Genomic DNA, 22,652 nt, shown 5'->3' on the forward strand with positions numbered 1-22,652 from the left:
CTGTACGCAGAAGATGTGGGGGCCTTGTGGACCCGTGCGCGCCGCCGTGTGACCGCCGTCTCGCACGGCTGACGCATTCGTCACGGACAAGGCAGACTGGCGTGGTTGTTCAGGATCCGTAGGGGGACTCCATGGAGGGTGCACCGCGAGTGCCGGAGCAGGGACGTCCCAGTTCGCCGACAGCACCGGCCGAGCCGCCGGCGCTGCGCTTCAGTGTGCTCGGGCCGGTGCGCGCCTGGCGCGGCGGCGAGCCCGTCAGCACCGGCAGCCCTCAACAACGCGCCCTGCTCGCCGCCCTGTTGCTCCGCAGGGGTCGTACGGCCACGGCGGCCGAGCTGATCGACGCCCTGTGGGGCGAGGAGCCGCCCTCGCAGGCGCTGGCGGCGCTGCGTACGTACGCGTCCCGGCTGCGGAAGGTCCTGGACCCCGGGATCCTGGTCAGCGAGTCCGGGGGCTACGCGGTGCGCGGGCCGGGCGAGGGCGCGCTGGACGCCGAGGTGGCGCAGCGGCTGGCCGCCGAGGCGGAGCGGGCGAAGCACGCCGGGGACCTGTGCACGGCCCGGACGCTGCTGGACCGCGCCCTCGCGCTCTGGGACGGCGAGACCCTGGCGGGCATACCGGGCCCGTACGCGGAGGCCCAGCGGGTGCGGCTGGAGGAGTGGCGCCTGCAACTCGTCGAGACCCGGCTGGACATGGACCTGGAGCAGGGCTGCCACGCGGAGGCCGTCTCGGAGCTGACGGCGCTCACGGCGGCCCACCCGCTGCGCGAACGCCTGCGCGAGCTGCTGATGCTGGCGCTGTACCGCAGCGGACGCCAGGCCGAGGCGCTGGCGGTGTACGCGGACACGCGCCGGCTGCTCGCCGACGAGCTGGGCGTGGACCCGCGGCCCGGCCTGCGAGAACTCCAGCAGCGCATCCTCCAGGCGGACCCCCACCTGGCGGAGCCCTCCTCCCCCGCGCCGCCCGAGCCCGCCGCCGCTCCGGTCCGTCCCGCGCAACTGCCCGCCACCGTCCAGGACTTCACCGGCCGCGCGTCCTTCGTGCGCGAACTCGGCGCGATCCTCTCCTCGGCCGAGGGCCGGGTGATGGCGGTGTCCGCGCTGGCCGGGATAGGCGGCGTCGGCAAGACGACCCTCGCGGTGCACGTGGCCCACCAGGCACGGGCCGGCTTCCCCGACGGCCAGCTGTACGTCGATCTGCAGGGCGCGGGGCAGCGGGCGGCCGAGCCCGAGACGGTGCTCGGCGCCTTCCTGCGCGCCCTCGGCACCGCCGACTCCGCCATCCCCGACTCGCTCGAGGAACGGGCGGCGCTGTACCGGTCCGTCCTGGACGGCCGCAGAGTGCTGGTGCTGCTGGACAACGCGCGGGACGCCGCCCAGGTACGCCCCCTCCTGCCGGGCACGGAGGGCTGCGCGGCCCTGGTGACGTCCCGGGTGCGGATGGTGGACCTGGCCGGCGCCCACCTGGTCGACCTGGACGTGATGTCCCCGGACGAGGCGCTGGCCCTGTTCACGAAGATCGTCGGCGAGGAGCGGGTGGCGGCGGAGCGCGAGGCCGCGTTGGACGTCGTGGCGGCCTGCGGTTTCCTCCCGCTGGCCCTCCGGATAGCGGCCTCCCGGCTGGCGGCGCGCCGCACCTGGACCGTCTCGGTGCTGGCGGCCAAGCTCGCCGACGAACGCCGCCGCCTGGACGAGCTGCAGGCCGGCGACCTCGCCGTGAAGGCCACCTTCGAACTCGGTTACGGCCAGCTGGAGCCGGCCCAGGCCCGCGCCTTCCGTCTCCTCGGCCTGGCCGACGGCCCGGACATCTCCCTGGCGGCAGCGGCGGCGGTCCTCGACCTGCCGGCGGACGACACGGAGGACCTCCTGGAGTCCCTGGTGGACACCTCCCTGCTGGAGTCCGCGGCACCCGGCCGCTACCGGCTGCACGACCTGGTCCGCCTCTACGCGCGTGCGTGCGCCGAACGCGACGAGCACCCCCCGGGCGAGCGCGCCGCCGCCCTGTCCCGTCTCCTGGACTTCTATCTGGCGACGGCGGCGGGCGTGTACGCGATCGAGCGGCCCGGGGACCGGCTGGTGGACCATCTGGCCGCCACCCACCATCCCGGGCTGCGTTTCCCCGACCGGGGGCCGGCGCGGGACTGGCTCTACACGGAGGCGAACTGCCTGCTGTCCTTCGCCCGGCAGTGCGCCGACCGGCCGGACACCCTGCGCCGCAGCATCGACCTGCTGTGGGCGGCGCTCGACCTGTCGGAGTCGGGGGCCAACTCCAAGGAGTACGAGTTCACGGCGCGGACCCTGCTGGAGGCGGCCCGGAAGGGCGGCGTCGCGCAGGTGGAGGCCCGGGCGCTGATGACCCTGGCGCACGCGCACCTCGACGGCGGCCGGTTCGACCTGGCCGACGAGGAGGCCGAGCAGGTCGTCCACCTGGCGCGGCGCGCCGACGACCTGCTGCCCGTGTGCTGGGCGCACAACGCCCGCGGCGTGATCGCGCTCTACCAGGGCCGTACCGCGGCCGGCGAGGAGCACCTCTCCCACGCCCTCACGCACTTCCGGACGCTGGGCGACCGCCCCGGTGAGGCCAGCGCGCTCTGCAACCTCTCGCGGATCCGGCTGGCCACCGGCAGCACGGACAGCGCCGTGGCACTCGCGCAGCAGGGCATGGAGATCTACGACGCCACGGGCAACTCCATGCGCGGTGCGAACGGCCGGTACGCGCTGGGCATGGCCCTCACCCAGAGCCACCGGCTCGTCGACGCGGCCGACCGGCTCCTCGAGGCGCTGGAGGTCTTCCGGGACAGCCGGCAACGGCTGTGGGAGGGCATGACCCTGTTCCGTCTGGCGGAGGTCGACATCGCGGGGCAGCGCTACGCCCAGGCCGCGGCGAACGCGGAGATGGCGCTGACGGTGCTGCGCGGCATCGGCGGGCAGTGGCGGCGCGGCAACGTCCTGACGGTGCTGGGGCACGCCCTCACCGGCGTCGGCCACACGGGCCGCGCCCGCGTCTGCTGGGAGGAGGCCGTGCGCATCTACGAGGCGCTGGACGCACCGGAGGCCACGGCGGTACGCGCGCTGCTGACTCCCGTCGAGGCCGCCTGAGCGTTCGTCGGCCGCGGGTGACGGCGGCGCCGCGTGGCGCGGACCGCCGTCGACGCCGCCGTCGGCGCGCGGCGTCACGCGGCGCCGGCACGATCTCCCGGCAGGCGCCGCCGCGTTCGACCGGAGACGGAGCGGTTGCCGCCCGCCCCCGTGCGGCGGGGCTGCGCCGAGTGCTCCTTGTACGTGCCTGCCGATACGGGCCCGCCGGAACGGGCCGGACCGGGCCGGACCGGCGGTGCGGCCCGCTGCACGGGGGGCAGCGGGCCGCACGGAGGGGGTGATTCGCGTCGGTGGCCCCGTTCGGGGCGATGCCGGACGCGGACCGGTCGGGTTCACCCGGTGAGGGCGTCGTCCTTCACGCGCATCCGGCTGCCCAGGAGTCCGCCGAGGGCGGTGATCAGGGACAGGGCCGTCAGCAGCAGGGCCGCCGGCCAGGAGGCCCCGCCTCCGGTGGCCAGCAGGGCGGTCGCCAGGAAGGGGAGGAAGCCGGTGAGGGCGCCGGCCAGGTTGTAGGAGAGAGCCACGCCGGTGTAGCGCAGCCGGGCCGGGAACAGGTCGGCGAGCAGCGCCCCGGACACCGCGTACGCGACGGAGAGCACGCCGATGCCGGCCGCCATGGTCAGCACGACCACGACGGGGTTCTCGGTCTCGATCAGCCAGAAGAGCGGGAAGGCGAAGGCGGCGCTGAGCAGGCCGCCCCACAGCGTGACCCGGCCGGGGCCGAGGCGGTCCGCCATGCGTCCCACGACGAGGATCACCACGATCTGGACGACCGCAGCCACCAGCGTCCCGTTGACCATGAGGGACCGCGGCATTCCCAGGGTGTCGGCCCCATAGCTGATCATGAACGTGGTCAGCATGTAGAACCCGCCGACTCCCAGGGTCGCCGAGGCCATCGCGACCAGCAGTCGGCCCCAGGCCTGGCGGAAGATGTCGAGCGCCGGCACCTTGGCCTGCTCGTTCTGCTCCAGCATCTCGTCGAAGAGCGGCGACTCCTCCACCTTGCGGCGGATGTAGACGGCGATGCCCATCAGCGGGAAGGCCATCAGGAACGGCAGGCGCCAGCCCCAGGAGTCGAAGGACTCGGACGGCAGGAGGAGCACCAGGGCGAAGGCGCCGGAGGAGAGCAGGGTGCCCACGGGGGAGCCGACCTGCGGGAGTGCGGCGTACCAGCCGCGCTTGTTCGGCGGCGCGTGTTCCACGGCCAGGGTGATGGCGCCGCCCCACTCACCGCCGACGGCGATGCCCTGGACCAGGCGCAGGAGCACCAGCAGCAGCGGTGCGGCGATGCCGATGGTGGCGTAGCCGGGCAGCAGACCGATCAGACCGGTGGCGATGCCGATCATGACCACGGTGATCAGCAGGGCCGGCTTGCGGCCCATGCGGTCGCCCAGCCATCCGAAGACCAGGGCGCCGATCGGCCGGGCGGCGAAGCCGACACCGAAGGTGGCGAAGGCCGCCAGGGTGGCCGTTGTGGGGTCGAGGGTGGTGAAGTACAGCCGGTTGAAGACGATGGCGGAGGCGGTACCGAAGAGGAAGTAGTCGTACCACTCCAGTGCCGTGCCGACGAAGGACGCGAAGGCGACCCGTCCGGCGTCCCTGGCCTTCGTATCGGTCGACGTGCCCGGCGGAGCCCCTGGGGCGACCTGTCCGACTGTGCTCATGCGTGACTCCTTGCGTCCGGCCGGGAGGTTCCGGCCGCGGGGAGGGGACCGTTCACTGCCGCGAGGTCCCCGACTGCGTCGGCGCCGTGGACGCACTCCCCGGCCACGAAGGTGGCGAGGACGTCGATGGCGCCCATCCGATGACTGTCGACGACGACAGGGTCATCGGAAAGCATGACGAAATCGGCATATTTGCCGGGGGTGATGCTGCCTCGACGGCTCTCGTCGTGGCTGGCCCATGCCGCATCGATGGTGTAGGCCCGAAGGGCCTGCTCCGCGCTCACGCGCTCGTCCGGGGCGAGCACGGTGCCCGCCTTGCTGAGGCGCTCGACCATGGACTGCATCCCGAGGAGGGGCGCTCCCGGGGCGACCGGCCGGTCGGAGCTGCCCGGCACCCGGATCCCTCGCTCGAGGAAGGAACGGTGCCGGTACATCCACAGCGTACGGTCCGGACCGAGTCCCTCGGCCATACTGTCGCCGACGTCATACAGGAAGCGGGCCTGCGGCACCGGGACCACACCCAGCTCCACGTAGCGGTCGAGCTGGTCGGGGCGGACCACCGCGGAGTGCTCGATGCGGTGCCGCACATCCGGGCGGGGCAGCACGCGCTGCGCCTCGGCGAAGGCGTCGAGGGCGAGGTCGACGGCGCTGTCGCCGATGGCGTGGGCGGCCACCCGCCAGCCGGACCGGTGGGCGTCGACGACGAGCCGGTGCATCTCCTGCGGACTGTTCTGGTAGACGCCGCTCGTGTGGTCGTGCCCGCAGAACGGCTCGGAGACCGCGGCCGTGCGGCCGATCAGCGACCCGTCCAGCCAGATCTTCATGGGGCCCAGGCGCAGCCGGTCGTCGCCGAAGCCGGTGCGCAGGCCCAGGTCGATGCCGGTGGTGATGCCGTCGTCGGCGTGCGCGCGCAGGGCGTGCAGGTTGTCGGCGGCGACCATCAGCTCGACCCGGGTGCGCAGGGTGCCGCGTTCGCGGGCCAGCTGGTAGGCGGCGGCCTCGACGGGACTGCGGCCGATGAGGCCGAGCCCGATCCCGGCCTCCACCACGTGGGTCAGGCCCTCGGCGGCGTAGACCTCGCTCGCACGGCCGAGGGCGTCGGCCAGTTCGGCCACCGGGTAGGGCATGACCAGGTCGGTGACCAGGGCCTGGGCCCGCTCCTGGAGCAGGCCGGTCGGGGCGCCGTCGCCGTCGCGCACCACGACTCCGCCGTCGGGGGCGTCGGCGGTGCCGTCGAGGACGCCTGCGCGCCGCAGCACCTCGCTGCCGGCCACGCACATGTGACCGGAGCGGTGCTTGAGCCACACCGGCCGCCCGCCGGCCGCCCGGTCCAGCTCCGTGCGGTGCGGGTGCCCGCCCATGACCGTGTCGTCGTACCCGGCGCCCACGATCCAGGCGTCGGCCGGCAGGGCGGCCGCGCGGCGGGCGACGGCGTCGTAGACCTGGTGCAGCGTGGTGGCCGTGCTCAGGTCGAGTTCACCGAGGGACTGGCCGAACCAGGCCATGTGGTTGTGGGCGTCGCCGAATCCGGGGACGACGACCGCGCCGCCGCAGTCGAGCACGGTGCGCGCGGGCAGGTCCTCGACCGTCTCGTCGAGGCCGACGATCCGCCCCGCCAGGACACCGAGGGTGTGGGCGCGGGGGTGGTGGTCGTCCACCGTGCGGATACGGGCGTTGCGCAGTTTGAGATCGAGCATGGGGCGGCTTTCGGGTGGGGTGTGTGGGGGTGTCCGGCTCGGGGCAGGGCCGGTCGGGGCCGGTTCAGGCCAGGTTCTGCAGGCGGGTCAGTGGCAGGTCGGCGGCATGGTGGATGTCGATCGGGCGGCCGTCGACGAGGACCGCGTCAGGTGTGGTGGGTACCCGCACCGTCGGTACGGCGGTGTTGCCGACCATGTCGCCGCGGGTCAGGCCACGGCTGTCGCGCAGGGCGGTGTAGCGCACCCCCGTGGGGAGGGCGTCGGCGGCGGCGCGGTCGTCCAGGCAGGCCTGGGAGACGAAGACCGTGGACAGCCGGCGCGGGGCTCCGCCCAGGCCGCCGAAGTACGGCTTCATCACGCGCGGCTGGGTGAGCCGGGTCGAGCCGGAGCCCGAGCCCGTCAGCCCCCAGGCGACGAAGCCGGACTTGAGCACCAGCTCCGGCTGCGCGCCGAAGGTGGCGGGGCGCCACAGCACGACGTCGGCGATGCCGCCGGGCCGAAGTGAACCGACGTCCGAGGCCATGCCGTGGGCGATCGCGGGGTTCAGCGTGATCTTGGCCAGGTAGCGCAGCACCCGTTCGTTGTTGACGAAGTCCGGACCGCTCTGCCCGGCCAGGTGGGCCTGGACGTGGGCGAGCTGCCAGGTGCGGCGCGCGGTCTCGGCGATGCGGCCCATGCCCATGGAGTCGGAGTTGACGATGCTGATCGCGCCGAGGTCGTGCAGGGCGTTCTCGGCGGCGATGGCGTGCTCGCGCACCCGGCTCGCCGCGATGGACACGTCGCTCTCCACCCCGTGGTGTCCGCCGTGGACGGTCATCGTCATGGGCAGCAGTTCGGCGACGGTGGCCGGGGTCAGCGGCAGCGTCGGGGTGGTGGAGGAGGTCAGCACGTGCGGCTGGGAGACGATCTCCAGCAGGTCGGGGTGACCGCCGCCGCCCTCGACGTGGTAGGCGTGCACGGTGCGTCCGCGGGTGGCCGAGAGGGTGTCGGCCAGGTAGCCGGACTCGTTGAGGGTGTCGGTGTGCAGGGCGACCGGCAGGTCGGCCTGCTCCGCGACGCCCAGGCAGGTGTCGACGATGCGGGGCGTGGCCCCCCAGTCCTCGTGGATCTTGAAGCCCCCGGAGCCGGCGAGCACCGCGCGCTCCAGCAGTTCCTGCGAGGAGGAGGAGCCGCGGGCGAGGAACGCCACGTTGACCGGGGCGTCGCGCCAGCCCTCGATGAGGCTGTGCAGGTTGTATGCGGGGTTGGCGCCGACGTCCCACACGCCGCCGATCCCCATGCCGACCATGGTGGTGACGCCGGCGGAGAGCGCGGCGGGCACCACCTCGGGGCTGGAGAGGTGGACGTGGGAGTCCACGACCCCGGCCGTGGCGAGGAGTCCCTGGCCGTTGATCATCGCGGTGTGGGAGTCGACGACGAGTTCGACGCCGTCGTTGTTCTCCGGGTTGCCGGCCCGTCCGACGCCGACGATCCGGCCGTCCTTGATGCCGATGCTGGTCTTGCGGACGCCGAGCAGCGGGTCCATGACGACCACCCCGAGGATCACCATGTCCAGAGCGCTGTCCCGCGGGGCGCGGCCGGTCACCAGCAGGCCGTCGCGGGTGGTCTTGCCGCAGCCGCCGAGCATTTCCTCACCGGGCTCGGTGTCGTCGGCGTCGACCCGTATCCACAGGTCGGTGTCGGCCAGCCGGATCCGGTCTCCGGTGGTCGGACCGTACACGGACGCGTACGCGCGCCGGGACATCCGGCTCATCGGTCTCCTCCTCGTGCCACGACGGTGACGGTGCGGGTCGCACCGGGCTCGAACCGCTCGGAGGAGCCGGCCGGGACGTCCAGCCGGTGGCCGCGGGCGGCCTCGCGGTCGAACTCCAGTGCGGTGTTCGCCTCCTCCAGGGGGAAGTGGGAGGAGAGCCACACCGTGCGGGCGCCCCGGTTGGTGATCTCCAGTTCCCTGCGCGGCCGGCCGGGGGCCAGATCCGTCTCACCCTCGGCGGCCAGTACGGCGCCGGGGTCGGTCGGCCCGGCCGGGCCGAAGGGCTCGGCGACGTGGACCAGTGTGGAGCCGTGCGGGAAGAGCGCCTCCACCTGGATGCCGGGCACGGCCCCGGCGACTCCCGGCAGCAGCTGCTCGTGCGGCACGACCTCGCGGGCGAGCTCGATCACGGTCTCCAGCGCCACCCCGTCCCAGGCCATCTCCAGGATCTCGTCGCACACCAGGGCGACGGCCTCCGTCGCACCGAGCCGGGCGCCACGGGCCAGCCGCCGCCGGGCGAGTTCGGCGGCCGAGAACAGCGTCAGCCGTTCCTGCTCGCGTGGAGTCAGATGCATGGACATTCCCCTCGAGATCATGCGCGGCCTGCTGGCCGCGCGGGTGGGGCACGCACAGCACAATGCCCTGTGAGAAGGGTGTGAACAATGCTGAAACGCTCCGTGCTGGAGCAGTGATAATGGGCATATGCACAATGCGCCGGACATCGACGGTCCCGCCCCCACCCCTGCCGACCGGCCCGCCGGCGACGGCGGCGCGTCGGTTTCCCCCGAGCTGCGCACGCTGGTGCGCGACTGCCTGGACGACCTGGACGACCTGGTCCGGCGCTACGTCCCGGAGGTCTCCGCGTTCGACGACTACGAGGCCGTGGTCCCGCCCGAGGACCTGCGCGACACCGCCCGGTCCTCCTTCGAACTGCTCCTGCGCCTGATCGGCGACCTGCCGGTGCCCGAGGACCTGCGCGCGGTCCCGGAGCGGCTGGGCCGCCGCCGCGCCCACCAGGGCGTGCCGCTGGAACGGCTCCTGCAGGCGGTGCGCATGGACTTCCGCGTGCTGTGGACCGCGTTCCTGGAACGCACCCGCCCGGAGGACCTGCCGCAGCTGACGCGCGGGGCGGTGCGGGTGTGGGAGGCAGTGGAGTTCCACACCGTGCACGTGCACGCCGCCTACCTGGACCAGGTCGCGGTGCTGGCCCGCGAGCAGGAGCGTGAGCGGACCGCGTTCATGGGCAGACTGCTGTCCTCGGACGGCCGCGACCAGCAACTCGTCGCCCAGGCCGCCACCCTCCTCCAGGTGAACGCGCAGTCGGACTTCGTCGTGGCGGTGGCCCCGCCGGAGTCGCAGGAGGAACTGCGCCGGGCCGTCACGGCACGGCTGACAGGCCGCTCCCCCCACCTGCAGCAGCACAACGGCATGCTGGTGCTCGTGGCCAGGCTGCCGCAGGGAGCGGACGCGCCCCCGCCCGCCTGGCTGGACGGTGTGGCGTGCGCGGTCGGCCCGGTGGCGCGCGGACTGGCCCGCGTCCCCGACACGGTGCGGGTGGCCGAGGCGATCGCCATGACGATGGACGGCGGCGACACGGCGCGAGGCGGCCCGGTGACCCTGGTCGACGCATGGATGCCCGTGTCCGCGGCACGGCTGGGCCCGATCGCGGGGATGCTGGCCGACTCGGTGCTGTCCGGTCTGGACCGGCTGTCCCCGCCCGAGCGCGGGCGCCTGCTGGACACCGTGGTCGCCTACTGCGAATCCGGGACGGTCTCAGCGGTCACCCGCGACCTGTACTGCCACCGCAACACGGTGCTCAACCGGCTGAGCCGGTTCACCGAGCTGACCGGCCTCCACCCCACCAGGCCGACGGAGGCGGCCACCATCCTGTTCGCCCTGCAGTGCTCCCGCAGCCGTGGCGGGTGACACCCGCGGATCGTGTGACACCGGTCGCTCCGGCGGCCGGGCTCACGCCAGGGCGTTCACCGCTGCGGCGAAGAGGTGGGGCAGACGGGTGGCCGCGGGGGTGATGCGATGGCCGAGGGCGGGGTGTTGGCGGGCCCTGACCAGGAGGTCGGTCAGGAGGCGGTGGCGGCGGGTGGCTCGTCTCCAGTCGGTCTCGTAGTGGTCCGGGGTGCCCCGGCGGACGTTGGCGACCAGGGCCTCGGCGCCGGTGAGGGCGTGGGTGATGCCCTCACCGGTCAGCGCGTCGATGTAGCCGGCGGCGTCACCGACCAGGAGGACCCGGCCGTGGACGCGGGTGCGGGCTCGTTGGCGCAGGGGGCCGGCGCCGCGCACCGCGGTGACGGCCGCTTGCGCGGGGAGACGGGCGGCGAGTTCGGGGAACGCCCTCAGATGGGTGACGAAGGGAGCCCGCCGGGTGGTCAGGAGGGCGACACCCACGAGGGCGGGGCCGAGCGGGGTGACGTAGGCCTCCGCGTGGGGCCCCCAGTGGACTTCCACGTAGGGGGACCAGGGGGGCACCGCGTAGTGGCGGCGCAGGCCGTAACGGGGGGTCCCCGTGGTGCGCACGTCCAGGTCGAGGGAGCGGCGGACGGGTGAGTGCAGGCCGTCGGCGGCGATCAGCCAGCGGGCGCGCAGGCCGGTGCCGGGGACGGTCACGCCCGTGGTGTCCTGCCGTACTTCCCCCACCCTCAGGGGCAGCACGGGCACTCCCGCGTCCAGGACGGCCCGGTGCAGGGCGCTGTGCAGGCCGGTGCGGCGGGCGCCGAGGCCGGGGCCGCACCGGAAGGCGGCCTGGACCCTGCGGGGGCCCTGGACGTAACGGATGCCGGTGATGGGGTGGCCGGGGACGTCCAGGCCGAGGGCGGCGAGCGCGCGGACGGCACCGGGCATCAGGCCCTCGCCGCACGCCTTGTCGACCGGGGCCCGGCGGGGCTCGGCGACGACGGCGTCGAGTCCGGCGCGCGCGGCGTGCAGGGCGGTGGCGAGGCCGGCGGGTCCGCCTCCGACGATCAGCAGGTCGTGGGTGCCGTTCACGCGGGGACCGCCTGGGTCAGGGCCGTGTTCTCGCAGCGGATCCGGACCGTGAGCAGCATCGCGTTGGCGAGGGTGAACACCGTCGCGGTCAGCCATGCGGAGTGCACCAGGGGCAGCGCGACGATCTCCACGACGACCGCGACGTAGTTGGGGTGGCGCAGGAGACGGTAGGGGCCCGCCCCGACCAGGCGTGCTCCGGGGACGACGATGACGCGGGTGTTCCAGTAGGGGCCGAGAGTGCTGACGCACCACCAGCGCAGGGCCTGGGACAGTACGGCGAGCGCCAGCATGGGCAGGCCGAGAGCGGGGAGGAACGGCCGGCCGCCGACGAGTACGGGTTCGAGCAGACAGCACGCGAGCAGGCCCGTGTGCAGGGCGACCATGACGGGGTAGTGGCCGCGGCCGTGCTCCACACCGGCGCGGGCGAGGGTCCAGGCCGCGTTGCGCCGGGCGACGACGAGTTCGGCGACGCGCTCGGCGGCGACGGCGAGGACCAGGAGTACGTACCACCACTGCACGGGGGCGCTCACCAGTGCAGCAGGACGAGTTCGGAGCAGAAGCCCGGGCCCATCGCCAGGAGCAGGCCCCAGGTGCCGGGTTCGGGGCGGCGGGCCTCCAGGATGCTCTGCAGGATGTGCAGGACCGAGACCGAGGACATGTTTCCCGCCGTCGCGAGGGAGCACCGCGCGGACTCCAGGGCGTCCCCGGGCAGGCCGAGGGCGTCGGTGACGGCGGAGAGGACCTTGGGGCCTCCCGGATGGCACACCCAGGTTCCGATGTCGCCGGTGGTGAGGCCGTGTTCCGCGAGGAAGGCGCGCACGTGCCGGCCGAGGTGGTCGCGGACGACGCCGGGCACCCCGGCGTCGATCACGACGCGGAAGCCGCCGGCTCCGATGTCCCACCCGAGGAGAGATCCGGTGTCCGGGTAGAGGTGGCTGCGTGTGGCGACGACCGAGGGGACGGGGCCGGCCGCGTCCGGTCCACCGCTGTTCCCCCCGCCCCCGCTCCCCCTCCCGCCGGCGCCGCCGGCGCCGCGTGCGACGAGTGCCGCCGCGCCGTCGCCGAACAGGGCGCCGGCGACCAGGTTGGCGCGGCGGTCGTCACGGTGCTGGAGCGTCAACGAGCACAGTTCGACGGTGAGCAGCACCGCGGTGTCGTCGGGGTGACCGCGCAGGTGGTCGTGCACCCTCGCGAGGCCGGCGGCGCCCGCCACACAGCCCAGGCCGAAGACCGGAAGCCGCTTGACGTCGGGCCGCAGCCCCACGCGCCCCGCCAGCCGGGCGTCGAGCGAGGGGGCGGCGACGCCGGTGATGGAGGCGCACACCAGCAGGTCGACGTCGGCCGGTGCGAGCCCCGCCTTCCTCAGCGCGCCGGTGAGGGCTTCCTCGCCCAGTTCGAGGCCGACCGCCAGCCAGGCGTCGTTGCGCAGCCGAAGTCCCTCAGACCGGCGTACCGCTCGATCGGCAGGGCGAGGTGCCGGGTGTGTACGCCTGCGGAGGCGTGCAGGCGGCGCAGTACGGCGCGGTCCGCGCCCGGGGGCAGGCACAGGTCGCCGATCGGCTCGGTCAGGTCGGCCTGGGCGTATCGGTGCGGCGGCAGCGCGGTGTGGACGGCGGCAATCGCAGAGGCCGCGGATGGCGCGGATGGCGCGGATGGCGCGGCCGTCCGGCGCGGGACGGCGGTCGAGGAGGCAGGGTCGGCGATCAGGGGGACACGCATGTCGGTCATACCTCCCCCGCGTCGGCTGCCTGATTACCTTGCGTACGTGTCTCTCCACCCGTCCGGGGCCCTCCGACGCTCGACGCGCCGGGTCCCGGTGTTGCTGCGTTCCTGCCATCCGGAGCCGACGGTCGCCGTGACGGTGTTCGTGACCGCTCTGGCCGTGGCGGCGGGCCGCGGACCGGCGGGATCGGCGGCGGTGGGTGCGGCGGTGCTGGCCGGTCAGCTCTCGGTGGGCTGGTGCAACGACGCCGTCGACGCGCGGCGCGACATGGACTGCGGGCGGGGCGACAAACCGGTCGCCGCCGGCACGCTCCCGCCGCGGGTGGCGGCCGCCGCGGCGGGAACGGCCCTGGCGTTGTGCGTACCGCTGTCGCTGCTGAGCGGCGTCGTGGCGGGTGCGGCGCACCTCACGGGCGTGGCCGCGGGCTGGGCCTACAACCTGCGGTGGAAGCGCACGGTGCTCTCGCCGCTGCCCTACGCCGTGGGCTTCGGCTCACTGCCGGCCTTCGTCGTTCTCGGTCTGCCGTCGCCGTCCCGGCCCGCGTGGTGGGCGGTGGCGGCGGGGGCGCTGCTGGGTGTGGGGGCACACCTGGTGAACGTGCTTCCGGACATCGAGGACGACCTGGCGACCGGCGTACGCGGACTGCCGCAACGGCTGGGCCGCCCGGTCTGCCGGTGGCTGGCTCCGTGCGTGATGGCGGCGGCCGTGCTGGTGGTCGTCGCGGGGCCGCCCGGGGCGGTGGGGAGGCCGGGGTGGGCGTTGGGGGCGGCGGGCGGGATCGTCGCGGTCGCGGGTACGGCGGTACCGTCGGCGGACCGGAGCCGGTGGCCGTTCCGGGCGGCGGTCGTGGTGGCCGGCACGGCCGTGGCGCAGCTCCTGCTCCGGGGCTCGGACATGGCTGCTTGACGCCGGCGTTCATCATTCGTTTATCGCCGGGCGCCATCGTGGAGTCAGTCGATCCGTCGTGTCGGGGGGCAGACGGGTCGTCACCGGAGGCCGCTGTACCGGCCCACCAGGGTTGAGCGGCTGAAAGGCCCGTCCGGTCGTCCTCGGGGGAATGCCCGGGCGGGCCTCATGACGACGAACACCACACAGGGGAGACCGAAGAATCATGAGTGACGAGCAGGTCGTCAAGCCGCAGGACACCCACGCCACCTCGGAGCCGCTCGACACGAAGAGCGCGGACCCCAAGGCCCCCAAGGCCACGGATGGCGGCGCGACCACCCAGGGCGACATCCACGCCACCGACGAGCCCCTGGAGACCAAGGACATCCACGCCACGTCGGAGCCGTTCAAGCCGACCCGGTAGACCGCACCCGCACGGGGAGACAGCTGGGCCGCGACGGCGCGGAGGGGGAGCCGTCGCGGCCCAGCCGTGTGCGCACGCCTCGTCCGCCGGCCTCGCCCGGGACGGGCGCGGGGCCGAGCGGGTCAGCGGGTGGCCGGGGCGTACGGGTCGGGGTCGCAGGCGGAAACCCGGGCGGCGCGTTTGCGGTCGCCGCCGACCTTCACCCGCGCGGTCGCCGTATCGTCGGCGGCCACGGCGACCCGCTGCACCGGGGAGGCGACCGTGCGCCCGGCCCTGTCCTCGAAGTCGACGGTGACGGTGAAGACGCCGTCGACGGCATTGGGGTTGGTGACGCGAACGGTCGCGTACGGGACCGTCTTCGAGGCGCAGCTCAGCAGTTCCACGGTCGCGTCCCGGAGGGACGAGGAGGAGCTCCCGCTGCTCCCGCCGGTGCTGCCGCCGCCCGTGTCGGTGCCGCTGTCGTAGTTGTTGTCGTAGTTGTTGTCGTAATAGCCGTCGTAGTAATCGTCGTCGTCATCGTCGTCGCGGTGGCTTCCGCCGCCGGACTTCGGCGACGAGTCGTGGTTCTGCGACGAACTGCTGCACCCGCCACCGCCGTCCCCGCCGCCACCGCCGCGGCCGTGACCGCGGCCGGTCGAGAAACCGGTGAGGGTGAGGACGACCAGCGCCGCCACCGCCGTGAGCTTGAGAGTGTTCCCCCGTGACTGCATGCCCGGAAGACTATCCAGCCCCTGTCACGAGCACGTCACTATCCGGCGACCGTCACGTCGTACGCGCCGTCCCCGTCCCCTTCTCCGCGTCCAGGGCGTAGACGCAGCGGTCCTTGCTGCACGCGTAGACGACGCCGTCCCGGACGACCGGGGAGCCGGTGATCTCACCACCGGTCGCCAGTTTCCATCTCAGGCGGCCGTCGTCGGCCTTCAGCGTGTAGAGCAGGTGGTCGGTGGAGCCGAAGTGGATGCGGCCCTCGGCGACCGCGGGGGCGCCCACGATGTCGCCGCCGGCCTGGAAGCGCCACTTGGGCGTGCCGGTGACGGCGTCCAGTGTGTAGAGGCCCTTGCCGCTGCCGACGTGGACGTGGCCCGCGGCGACCAGGACCGGTTCGATCGAGGCGCGGGCCTCGGTGGCGATGCGCCAGCGGTCGCGGCCGTCGGCGGCGTCGAGGGCGTAGACCGTGCCGAGGTAGTCGGCGAGATAGACGCCTCCGCCGGTGACCGCCGGACCGGAGACGAAGGTGGGCTGCGAGAGGAAGACCGCGGGCGCCTCGAAGTGCCAGCGGACGTGCCCGCCGGCGACGTCCAGGGCGAGGACGCGGGTGCCCGCGGAGACGTACACGTACCCGTCGGAGGCGTGGGTGAGGCGGACCGGGACGCCGCCGCAGGAGGCCGCGTCGCCGATGGGGTACGACCAGCGCTCGTCACCCGTGCGGGCGTCCAGGGCGCGCAGGCGGGCGTCCTGCCAGACGTAGACCGTGCCGTCGTGGACGGCGGGGCCGGCCTCCGGGGTCTCGAAGTCGCTCTGGCAGCCGGTGACCTCCCACAGCCTCTGGCCGGTGGAGGCCTCCCACGCCTGGACGCCGCCGCCCCGGGTGCCGGTGACGACGGTGCCGTGGTCGGCCTGGAGGGAGTACACCCAGGCGTCCGTGGACAGCCGCCACAGATCGCCGCCCTCACGGGCGTCCAGGGCGAACAGGGTGGGGCCGTCGGATGCGTGGATACGGCCGTCGGCGACCGCCATCGACCAGGCGACGTCCCGGGTCTTGAACCGGCGGCGGCCGGTGGCCACGTCGAGGGCGTGCACCTCGAAGGAGGTGACGTAGACGAGGTCGTCGGCGACGGACGGGGTGCCCCAGACGTCGTTGGACATCCGGAAACGCCACGGCCGCCAGCCGCTCGGCTGCTCCGGCGGCAGGGGCGGCACGGGCGGCGCCACGGCCGCGGGGACGGCGGGGTCGGCGCCGTTGACGCCGGGGCGGGGCTTGGACCAGGAGGCGGCGAGGGCGGCCTCCGGCGGGGGCGCCTTGACGGCGGCGGCGCGGACGTCGGCGACGCGCGGGCCGGGGCCGATGGGCACCGGGGCGCCGGCCAGCCGGACCGGGCCGGTGTCGGGGGCGCCGACCGGCACGGGCGGGTGCGGCGGCGGGATCACGGGGTCGTGCGAGGGCGGGGGCGGGACCGGAGGGCGGGCGGCGCCGACGCTGCGGCCCCCCGCGGGGGCGGGGCGGGCGGGCGTGCGGCCGCCCCGGCGCCCCTCGATCAGGCTCACCGCCCGCTCGGGCAGCCACGCGGAGGCCGTACCGCTGTCGTCGGAGCCGGAGCCGAACAGGTGCGGGGCGAGCTGGGACTGCAGGTCGGCGGGGCTGGGCCGGGCCGAGGCCTCCATCTGCATACAGGACTCGATCAGCGGACGCAGCTCGTCCGGGAGGCCGTCCAGGTCCGGGCCCTCGCGCAGCAGCATGAAGACCGTCTCGACCGGGTTCGCGCCGTGGAACGGGGCGTGCCCGGTGGCCGCGAAGACCAGGGTGGAACCGAGCGAGAACACGTCGCTGGCGCCGGTGACGCTGCGGGAGTCCTTGGCCTGCTCGGGGGACATGTAGGCGGGGGTGCCGACGGCGACGTTCGTCATCGTCAGACGGGTGTTCGACACGCCGGAGGCGATACCGAAGTCGATCACCCGGGGGCCGTCCTCGACGACGAGGACGTTGGACGGCTTGAGGTCGCGGTGGACGAGTCCGGCACCGTGGATGGAGTGCAGCGCCTCCGCCACACCGGCCGCCAGCCAGCGCACCGCCTGGGCCGGCATCGGCCCGCACTCGTTCACTATCTCCTCGAGGGAGGGCGCGGGGACGTACGCGGTGGCCAGCCAGGGCACGGCGGCGCGCGGATCGGCGTCCACCACGGCCGCGGTGTAGAACCCGGAGACCGCGCGGGCCGCCTCCACCTCGCGGGTGAAGCGGACGCGGAACAGCTGGTCCTCCGCCAGCTCGGTCCGGACGGTCTTGATCGCCACGCGCCGCCCGGACGCCGAGCGCGCGAGATAGACCAGCCCCATCCCGCCGGCCCCCAGCCGTCCCAGCACCTCGAACGGCCCGATACGCCGCGGATCGTGCTGCGTCAGCTGATCCACCACTTGCCTGCCACCTCCCCGTACGAGTCGCGCCACCACCTGTACGCGACCGAAGTGCAGCGTCTCACCACCGCAGCCCCGTGGCGGCACGCACCCCGATTGTTCCTGTCCGGAGCGCCGGTTGCGAACCCGACGACATAGGGGGTGTCTAGTCTTATATGCAAAATAATGGGACGGACGGGGAGTCAAGAACCCACCGGGACGGCCGACGGGCCGCCGGGTCAGCGGGCCGTCGGGGCAGCGGGCCGGCGGGCCAGGAGGGCGAAGGACGCGCCCTGGTCGTCGGTGACCACGGCCACCGTGCCGTAGGAGGTGTCGAAGGGCGGGACCTGGACGCGGCCGCCGAGCCGGGTCACCTCCGCCATGGTGGCCGCGGGGTCCTCGACGGCGAAGTGGACGAGGAAGTGGGGCGGCATCTCGACCGGGAAGACGTCGGAGACCGGGGCACGGCCGAAGTCGGGCTCGACGCCCTCCCCGAACAGGGCGTCGTGGAAGAGATTGCCGTAGAAGGCGTTGGCCGCCTCGGTGTCCCGGGTGTAGAGCTCGGCCCAGGCGAAGCTTCCCCGCTCGTACCGGCGCCCGAAGCCGGGGCGGTCGCCGGGCTGCCACAGGGCGAACACGGCACCCTCGGGGTCGGTGACGAGTGCGGTGACGCCGAGTCCGCCGACCGGACGCGGCGCCGAGACGAGCTGCCCGCCGGCCGCGACGATCCGTCGGCACAGCGCGCCGACGTCCGGGGTCGCGAAGGACACCGTCCAGACGGTGGGGAGCCGGCCGTCCGTCTTGTGCGCGAGGGACGCCACCGGCTCACCGTCGAGCAGCGCCCGTACGGTTCCCAGGGGCGGGGAAGCCTGTGCCGGGCCCGACGGCCCCGACGGCCCCGAGGACACAGCCGGTGCGGGCTGCGAGGCCGGGGCGGGCCACTCGGGCTGCTCGGGCTGGTCTTCGAACGTCCACTCGAAGAGCTCGCCGTAGAACCGCTTGCCCGCCTCCACGTCGGGAAGCTGCGCGTCGACCCAGCAAGGGGTGCCCTCCGCGTACTCCGATGCCCCGTTTTCTGCGTTTCCGGCGTTTCCGGCGTTTCCGGCCATACAGCCAAACTAGCCGTGCCGCACGCACCGCGCAGACCAGGCACACCAGGCGTCAAGGACCCGCGCACCCCATTTGCAGTCGGCCGAATCGCGCTCCGATCGCCCGTCGGTAAGCTGACGTCATGACAGGACAAGTGCGTACCGTCGACGGCCGCGTGGCCGGCCGGCGTGGGCAGGCGACCCGGCAGAAGCTGCTCGACTGCCTCAGCGAGATGCTCAGCTCCTCCCCCTACCGGGATGTCAAAGTCATCGATGTGGCCCGCAGGGCGGGGACTTCGCCCGCGACCTTTTACCAGTACTTCCCGGACGTCGAGGGTGCCGTCCTCGAGATCGCCGACCAAGTGGCCGCCGACAGTGCCGGGTTGAGCGAGCTCCTGGAGGGCCGCTCCTGGGTCGGCAAGGCGGGCTGGCAGACGGCACAGGAACTTGTCGACGGTTTTCTGGACTTCTGGCGGAAGAACGACGCGATCCTGCGAGTCGTCGACCTCGGCGCCGCCGAGGGCGACAAGCGCTTTTACAAGATCCGCATGAAGGTCCTCAACTCGGTGAACGGCTCCCTCACGGACGCCGTCGCCGAGTTGCAGTCCAAGGGCCGGATCGACAAGGACGTGAACCCGGCCGCGGTGGCCGGTTCCCTGGTCACCATGCTCGCGGCGGTCACCCTGCACCAGAAAGGTTTCACCTCCTGGGGCGTGAAGCAGGCCGAACTCAAACCCAACCTGGCCCTGTTGGTCCACCTGGGCATCACCGGCAAGAAGCCGACGAAGTAGGTGGACGACCAACGGCCCTTCCCCCCTTCCCCGGTGCCTCGTTCCGCACCCGCGTCCTGTCAGACAGGCGGTGGTTCACTCCGGTGAACCACCGCCTGTCGCATGTCACGCCACCTCGGCAGTTCCGCCGTCGACCCGGCTGAGGAGCTGTCTCCTCAGGGCGGAATCGCATATCCGCTGTAGCGTCATACGCACAACCTCCGGGTGCGCTCGCCCGGACGCAGACATCGCAGGAGGAACCCCCCATGGCCCTGACCCGCGAAGAACGCGAACAGTTCCTGGCCGAGCCCCGTGTCGCCGCGTTGGCGGTCGACGCGGGAGCCGGACGCGCCCCGCTCACCGTGCCGATCTGGTACCAGTACGCCCCCGGCGGGGACGTATGGGTCATGACCGGACTCGACTCCCGCAAGAACCGGCTGATCGGCACGGCGGGCCGGTTCTCCCTCATGGTCGACCGTGTCGAACCCACCGTCCGGTACGTCTCGGTCGAGGGGCCGGTCGTCGAGACCACCCCCGCCACCCTCGAACAGCTCCGGGAGATCTCCGCCCGCTACCTCCCGGCCGAGAAGGTCGAGGGCTATGTCTCCGCCGCGTGGAAGGACCACGGCGAGCAGGTCGTCCTGCGCATGCGTCCCGAGCGCTGGGTCTCGTCCGACCTGGGCTCCCTGTGAGAGCGACCCGGTGAGGACCCGACGGACGGGCAGGATCGAAACATGGGAACCGATCTTCATGAGCTGCTGAAGTCACTGCGGGTGTGGGACCCGGAGGTCACCGACCTGCCGGAACTGGACCAGGCCGCCACCCCCACCGAGCCGCTGCCGCTGTTCACCCGGTGGTTCGCCGAGGCGGTGGCGGCCGGTCAGCCCGAGCCGCACACCGTGTCGCTGGCCACGGCGGACGCCGAGGGGCTGCCCGACGTGCGGATCGTGATGCTGCACGGCGCGGACGCGGACGGCTGGTCCTTCGCGACCCACGCCCACAGCCGCAAGGGCGGTCACCTCGCCGCCCGCCCGTATGCCGCGCTGGCCTTCTACTGGTCGGTGCTGGGCCGCCAGGTCCGGGTCCGCGGGCCCGTCGACACCGCCCCGGCCGAGGAGGCGCAGGCCGATCTGCACGCCCGTTCGACCGGGGCGCTGGCCGCCGCGCTCACCGGCCGCCAGAGCGAGGTCCTCGGCTCGCCCGGGGAACTGGCCCGCGCCTCGGAGGCCGCCTGGGAGCGGGCCCGGCGGGAGCCGGACACCCCGGCACCGTCCTGGACCCTGTACCGCCTGCGCCCGGACGAGGTGGAGTTCTTCCAGGGCGACGCCCTCCGCCGCCACACCCGGCTGCGCTACCGCCGCTCGTCCCGGGAAGGCTGGACGCGGGAACTGCTCTGGCCGTGAGGTGCGCGGTGGGGCCTTCGACGGGTCCCGGGTGACCCTTCGACGGGTCCCGGGTGACCCTTCGACGGGTCTTCAGCAGCCCTTCGGTGGGGCAGGCTCCGGGTCCGTGGCGAGGCGGGCGTGCAGGTGGGAGTCACGGAAGGCGTCGTGGCTGCCCTCCGCGAACATCGCCTCTCGCAGGATCCCCTCGGGAAGGAACCCGCACCGTTCGGCGACCCGGCAGGACACCTCGTGTTCGACCGCGTGGTCCAGTTCGAGCCGGTGCAGGCCGAGTTCGGTGAACGCCCACCGCGCGGCGAGCAGCAGCGCCCGGGTGGCCACGCCCCGGCGGCGGGCCTCGGGCAGCACCCAGTAGCCGACCATGCCCAATCCCTGCACCGGCCGGACGTCGTTGACACCGATGTGCCCCAGTGGCGTACCGGTGTCCGCGTCGGCGATCCGGAAGGACACGGTCGTGCCGTCCTCGGTCCACTGCGCCCTCTTGCGCAGCGCCTCCCGGGCGCCCGCGACGTCCGTGACCGGCCGGAGCGGGGTGTTCCAGCGGTTGAACTCCGGATCCGTGGTGCCGCGCAGCCACACCTCGGCGTCGGACCGGGACGCCGGGTCCCAGGGGCGCAGGTGCAGGCCGTGGCCGTGGAGTTCGGGGAGGGACCGCAAGGAGCGCGGGTGCGTATGCGTATCAGCCATACGGGTCATTCAAACCTGCGCGGTCGGCCGGGACACCGGATTTCCTCGTGTCCGGTTCCGCCCCCACCCCTCCATACGTGATCAATCCGCAACCAATTTCGGTCTTGACCGATACCCATCAACCTGATGCGTGATTACGCTCGCGCTCATGGCCGACTCCACCACGCCCCCGAACCCCGCCGCACCGCCCCGGGAAGACCGCCCCGTCTACGTCGTCGGCGGTGGTCCCGGCGGACTCGCCGTCGCGTACTCGCTGCGCGCCCGGGGCGTGCGGGCCGTCGTCCTGGAACGGTCCGAGCACGTGGGATCGTCCTGGCGGCGCCACTACGACCGACTCCGCCTGCACACCACGCGGCGCCTGTCCGCGCTGCCCGGTCTGCCGATACCGCGCCGGTTCGGGCGGTGGGTGGCCCGTGACGACATGGTCCGGTACCTGGAGAAGTACGCCGAGCACCACCGCCTCGAGATCGTCACCGGTGTCGAGGTCTCCCGTGTCGAGCGCACCCCCGACGACACGGGCTGGCTGCTGCGCGCCACCGGGGGCCGCGAGCTGACCGGCGCCGCGGTCGTGATCGCCACCGGCTTCAACCACACGCCCCGCCTGCCCGAATGGCCCGGCCGGGAGACCTACACCGGCGAGTTCCTGCACGCGTCCGAGTACCGCAACGCGAAGCCCTTCGCCGGCCGGGACGTCCTCGTCGCGGGGATCGGCAACACGGGCGCGGAGATCGCCGTCGACCTGGTGGAGGGCGGCGCCTCCCGGGTGCGGCTTTCGGTCCGTACCGTGCCGCACGTCGTGCGCCGCTCGACCGCGGGCTGGCCCGCCCAGCACTCTGCCGTCCTGGTGCGCCGGCTGCCGGTCGGGCTCGTGGACCGGCTGTCCCGGGCGCAGGCCAAGGTGGCGCTGCCCGACCTCTCGGCCCAGGGCCTGCCGCGCCCCGACAAGGGCCTCTACAGCAGGGTGCTGGAGGGCGCCATCCCCGTGCAGGACGTCGGGCTGGTCGACGCCGTACGGCGGGGCAGGGTGGAGATCGTGGCCGCCGTGGCGGGTTTCGAGGACGGCAAGGTCACCCTCGCCGACGGCACCCGCGTCGGCCCCGACGCGGTGATCGCGGCCACCGGGTACGTCCGCGGACTGGAGGGGCTCGTCGGCCACCTCGGCGTCCTCGACGACCGGGGCAGACCGGTGGCCCGCGGCGCCGGCACCCCGCCCCACGCCCCACGCCTGTACTTCACCGGCTTCACCAACCCGATCAGCGGCAACCTCCGCGAGCTGGCCATCGACGCGGAGAAGATAGCCAAGGCGGTGACCCGCCACGGGGCACCGGGGGTCTCCCGGCTCCCCCGATGAC

18 protein-coding genes and 1 pseudogene are annotated in these 22,652 nt (G+C 73.6%); 8 read left to right on the plus strand and 11 right to left on the minus strand.

The window, feature by feature from the left end; all coding sequences use genetic code 11:
• Window positions 1–131: 131 nt before the first annotated feature.
• Window positions 132–3,098, plus strand: a complete 2,967-nt coding sequence (locus ACVW19_RS14530; protein WP_457459815.1) for a BTAD domain-containing putative transcriptional regulator — start codon at window positions 132–134, stop codon at window positions 3,096–3,098.
• Window positions 3,099–3,430: 332 nt separating this feature from the next.
• On the opposite strand, the gene ACVW19_RS14535 is transcribed toward ACVW19_RS14530, so the two are convergent.
• From ACVW19_RS14535 to ACVW19_RS14550, 4 genes are all read right to left on the minus strand, one after another.
• Window positions 3,431–4,762 (minus strand): MFS transporter, encoded by a 1,332-nt coding sequence (locus ACVW19_RS14535; protein ID WP_457459816.1) that lies wholly within the window; start codon window positions 4,760–4,762, stop codon window positions 3,431–3,433.
• Window positions 4,759–6,459 carry an amidohydrolase gene (locus tag ACVW19_RS14540; RefSeq protein ID WP_457459817.1) on the minus strand — a complete coding sequence of 567 codons (1,701 nt, stop codon included), beginning with the start codon at window positions 6,457–6,459 and terminating at the stop codon, window positions 4,759–4,761. The genes ACVW19_RS14535 and ACVW19_RS14540 overlap by 4 nt, the downstream gene beginning before the upstream one ends.
• Before the next feature lie 64 nt (window positions 6,460–6,523).
• Entirely contained in the window at window positions 6,524–8,212 is a 1,689-nt protein-coding gene (locus tag ACVW19_RS14545; RefSeq protein ID WP_457459818.1) for an urease subunit alpha, read from the minus strand.
• Window positions 8,209–8,787 carry an urease subunit gamma gene (locus tag ACVW19_RS14550; RefSeq protein ID WP_457459819.1) on the minus strand — a complete coding sequence of 193 codons (579 nt, stop codon included), beginning with the start codon at window positions 8,785–8,787 and terminating at the stop codon, window positions 8,209–8,211. Before ACVW19_RS14550 ends, ACVW19_RS14545 begins: the two co-directional genes overlap by 4 nt.
• Before the next feature lie 127 nt (window positions 8,788–8,914).
• Between ACVW19_RS14550 and ACVW19_RS14555 the strand changes: the two genes are divergently transcribed.
• On the plus strand, window positions 8,915–10,138 hold the full coding sequence (locus ACVW19_RS14555) for a PucR family transcriptional regulator (protein WP_457459820.1): 1,224 nt from the start codon (window positions 8,915–8,917) through the stop codon (window positions 10,136–10,138).
• A gap of 42 nt (window positions 10,139–10,180) precedes the next feature.
• Here the strand turns inward: ACVW19_RS14555 and ACVW19_RS14560 are convergent, their stop codons facing one another.
• The 3 genes and pseudogenes from ACVW19_RS14560 to ACVW19_RS14570 all read right to left on the minus strand — a co-directional run bounded on the left by ACVW19_RS14560 (window position 10,181) and on the right by ACVW19_RS14570 (window position 12,931).
• The gene (locus ACVW19_RS14560) at window positions 10,181–11,212 is read right to left on the minus strand and encodes an NAD(P)/FAD-dependent oxidoreductase (protein WP_457459821.1); all 1,032 of its coding nucleotides are present in this window, start codon (window positions 11,210–11,212) and stop codon (window positions 10,181–10,183) included.
• Window positions 11,209–11,742, minus strand: coding sequence for an isoprenylcysteine carboxyl methyltransferase family protein (locus ACVW19_RS14565; RefSeq protein WP_457459822.1), 534 nt, complete (start codon window positions 11,740–11,742; stop codon window positions 11,209–11,211). Before ACVW19_RS14565 ends, ACVW19_RS14560 begins: the two co-directional genes overlap by 4 nt.
• Window positions 11,739–12,931, minus strand: a pseudogene (locus ACVW19_RS14570) (type III polyketide synthase). Before ACVW19_RS14570 ends, ACVW19_RS14565 begins: the two are co-directional and overlap by 4 nt.
• A gap of 46 nt (window positions 12,932–12,977) precedes the next feature.
• Between ACVW19_RS14570 and ACVW19_RS14575 the strand changes: the two are divergent.
• Both ACVW19_RS14575 and ACVW19_RS14580 read left to right on the plus strand, forming a co-directional pair.
• Window positions 12,978–13,841 (plus strand): UbiA family prenyltransferase, encoded by an 864-nt coding sequence (locus tag ACVW19_RS14575; protein ID WP_457459823.1) that lies wholly within the window; start codon window positions 12,978–12,980, stop codon window positions 13,839–13,841.
• A gap of 205 nt (window positions 13,842–14,046) precedes the next feature.
• Entirely contained in the window at window positions 14,047–14,244 is a 198-nt protein-coding gene (locus ACVW19_RS14580; RefSeq protein ID WP_457459824.1) for a hypothetical protein, read from the plus strand.
• A gap of 122 nt (window positions 14,245–14,366) precedes the next feature.
• Here the strand turns inward: ACVW19_RS14580 and ACVW19_RS14585 are convergent, their stop codons facing one another.
• The 3 genes from ACVW19_RS14585 to ACVW19_RS14595 form a co-directional block, all read right to left on the minus strand.
• Window positions 14,367–14,954 (minus strand): hypothetical protein, encoded by a 588-nt coding sequence (locus ACVW19_RS14585; RefSeq protein WP_457459825.1) that lies wholly within the window; start codon window positions 14,952–14,954, stop codon window positions 14,367–14,369.
• A 52-nt stretch (window positions 14,955–15,006) separates the two neighbouring features.
• Window positions 15,007–17,373, minus strand: a complete 2,367-nt coding sequence (locus tag ACVW19_RS14590) for an outer membrane protein assembly factor BamB family protein (RefSeq protein WP_457459826.1) — start codon at window positions 17,371–17,373, stop codon at window positions 15,007–15,009.
• 218 nt (window positions 17,374–17,591) lie between these two features.
• Window positions 17,592–18,461, minus strand: a complete 870-nt coding sequence (locus ACVW19_RS14595) for a VOC family protein (RefSeq protein ID WP_457459827.1) — start codon at window positions 18,459–18,461, stop codon at window positions 17,592–17,594.
• Window positions 18,462–18,595: 134 nt separating this feature from the next.
• Here ACVW19_RS14595 and ACVW19_RS14600 point away from each other — a divergent pair, with 134 nt between their 5' ends.
• From ACVW19_RS14600 to ACVW19_RS14610, 3 genes are all read left to right on the plus strand, one after another.
• Window positions 18,596–19,231, plus strand: coding sequence for a TetR family transcriptional regulator (locus tag ACVW19_RS14600; RefSeq protein ID WP_457464613.1), 636 nt, complete (start codon window positions 18,596–18,598; stop codon window positions 19,229–19,231).
• Window positions 19,232–19,476: 245 nt separating this feature from the next.
• On the plus strand, window positions 19,477–19,902 hold the full coding sequence (locus ACVW19_RS14605) for a pyridoxamine 5'-phosphate oxidase family protein (RefSeq protein WP_457459828.1): 426 nt from the start codon (window positions 19,477–19,479) through the stop codon (window positions 19,900–19,902).
• A 42-nt stretch (window positions 19,903–19,944) separates the two neighbouring features.
• The gene (locus ACVW19_RS14610) at window positions 19,945–20,613 is read left to right on the plus strand and encodes a pyridoxine/pyridoxamine 5'-phosphate oxidase (RefSeq protein WP_457459829.1); all 669 of its coding nucleotides are present in this window, start codon (window positions 19,945–19,947) and stop codon (window positions 20,611–20,613) included.
• A 72-nt stretch (window positions 20,614–20,685) separates the two neighbouring features.
• On the opposite strand, the gene ACVW19_RS14615 is transcribed toward ACVW19_RS14610, so the two are convergent.
• Window positions 20,686–21,300, minus strand: coding sequence for a GNAT family N-acetyltransferase (locus ACVW19_RS14615; RefSeq protein WP_457459830.1), 615 nt, complete (start codon window positions 21,298–21,300; stop codon window positions 20,686–20,688).
• A gap of 148 nt (window positions 21,301–21,448) precedes the next feature.
• Between ACVW19_RS14615 and ACVW19_RS14620 the strand changes: the two genes are divergently transcribed.
• Window positions 21,449–22,651 carry a flavin-containing monooxygenase gene (locus ACVW19_RS14620; protein ID WP_457459831.1) on the plus strand — a complete coding sequence of 401 codons (1,203 nt, stop codon included), beginning with the start codon at window positions 21,449–21,451 and terminating at the stop codon, window positions 22,649–22,651.
• Window position 22,652 lies beyond the last annotated feature (1 nt).

The sequence above is a fragment of the Streptomyces sp. TE5632 genome, from assembly GCF_054061295.1.

What these genes read in the sequence shown, in the direction of transcription:
- ACVW19_RS14530 (WP_457459815.1), top strand. Translation starts at nt 132, where the DNA reads ATGGAGGGTGCACCGCGAGTGCCGGAGCAGGGACGTCCCAGTTCGCCG.
- ACVW19_RS14535 (WP_457459816.1), bottom strand. Translation starts at nt 4,762, where the DNA reads ATGAGCACAGTCGGACAGGTCGCCCCAGGGGCTCCGCCGGGCACGTCG.
- ACVW19_RS14540 (WP_457459817.1), bottom strand. Translation starts at nt 6,459, where the DNA reads ATGCTCGATCTCAAACTGCGCAACGCCCGTATCCGCACGGTGGACGAC.
- ACVW19_RS14545 (WP_457459818.1), bottom strand. Translation starts at nt 8,212, where the DNA reads ATGAGCCGGATGTCCCGGCGCGCGTACGCGTCCGTGTACGGTCCGACC.
- ACVW19_RS14550 (WP_457459819.1), bottom strand. Translation starts at nt 8,787, where the DNA reads ATGCATCTGACTCCACGCGAGCAGGAACGGCTGACGCTGTTCTCGGCC.
- ACVW19_RS14555 (WP_457459820.1), top strand. Translation starts at nt 8,915, where the DNA reads ATGCACAATGCGCCGGACATCGACGGTCCCGCCCCCACCCCTGCCGAC.
- ACVW19_RS14580 (WP_457459824.1), top strand. Translation starts at nt 14,047, where the DNA reads ATGAGTGACGAGCAGGTCGTCAAGCCGCAGGACACCCACGCCACCTCG.
- ACVW19_RS14585 (WP_457459825.1), bottom strand. Translation starts at nt 14,954, where the DNA reads ATGCAGTCACGGGGGAACACTCTCAAGCTCACGGCGGTGGCGGCGCTG.
- ACVW19_RS14595 (WP_457459827.1), bottom strand. Translation starts at nt 18,461, where the DNA reads ATGGCCGGAAACGCCGGAAACGCCGGAAACGCAGAAAACGGGGCATCG.
- ACVW19_RS14605 (WP_457459828.1), top strand. Translation starts at nt 19,477, where the DNA reads ATGGCCCTGACCCGCGAAGAACGCGAACAGTTCCTGGCCGAGCCCCGT.
- ACVW19_RS14610 (WP_457459829.1), top strand. Translation starts at nt 19,945, where the DNA reads ATGGGAACCGATCTTCATGAGCTGCTGAAGTCACTGCGGGTGTGGGAC.
- ACVW19_RS14615 (WP_457459830.1), bottom strand. Translation starts at nt 21,300, where the DNA reads ATGGCTGATACGCATACGCACCCGCGCTCCTTGCGGTCCCTCCCCGAA.
- ACVW19_RS14620 (WP_457459831.1), top strand. Translation starts at nt 21,449, where the DNA reads ATGGCCGACTCCACCACGCCCCCGAACCCCGCCGCACCGCCCCGGGAA.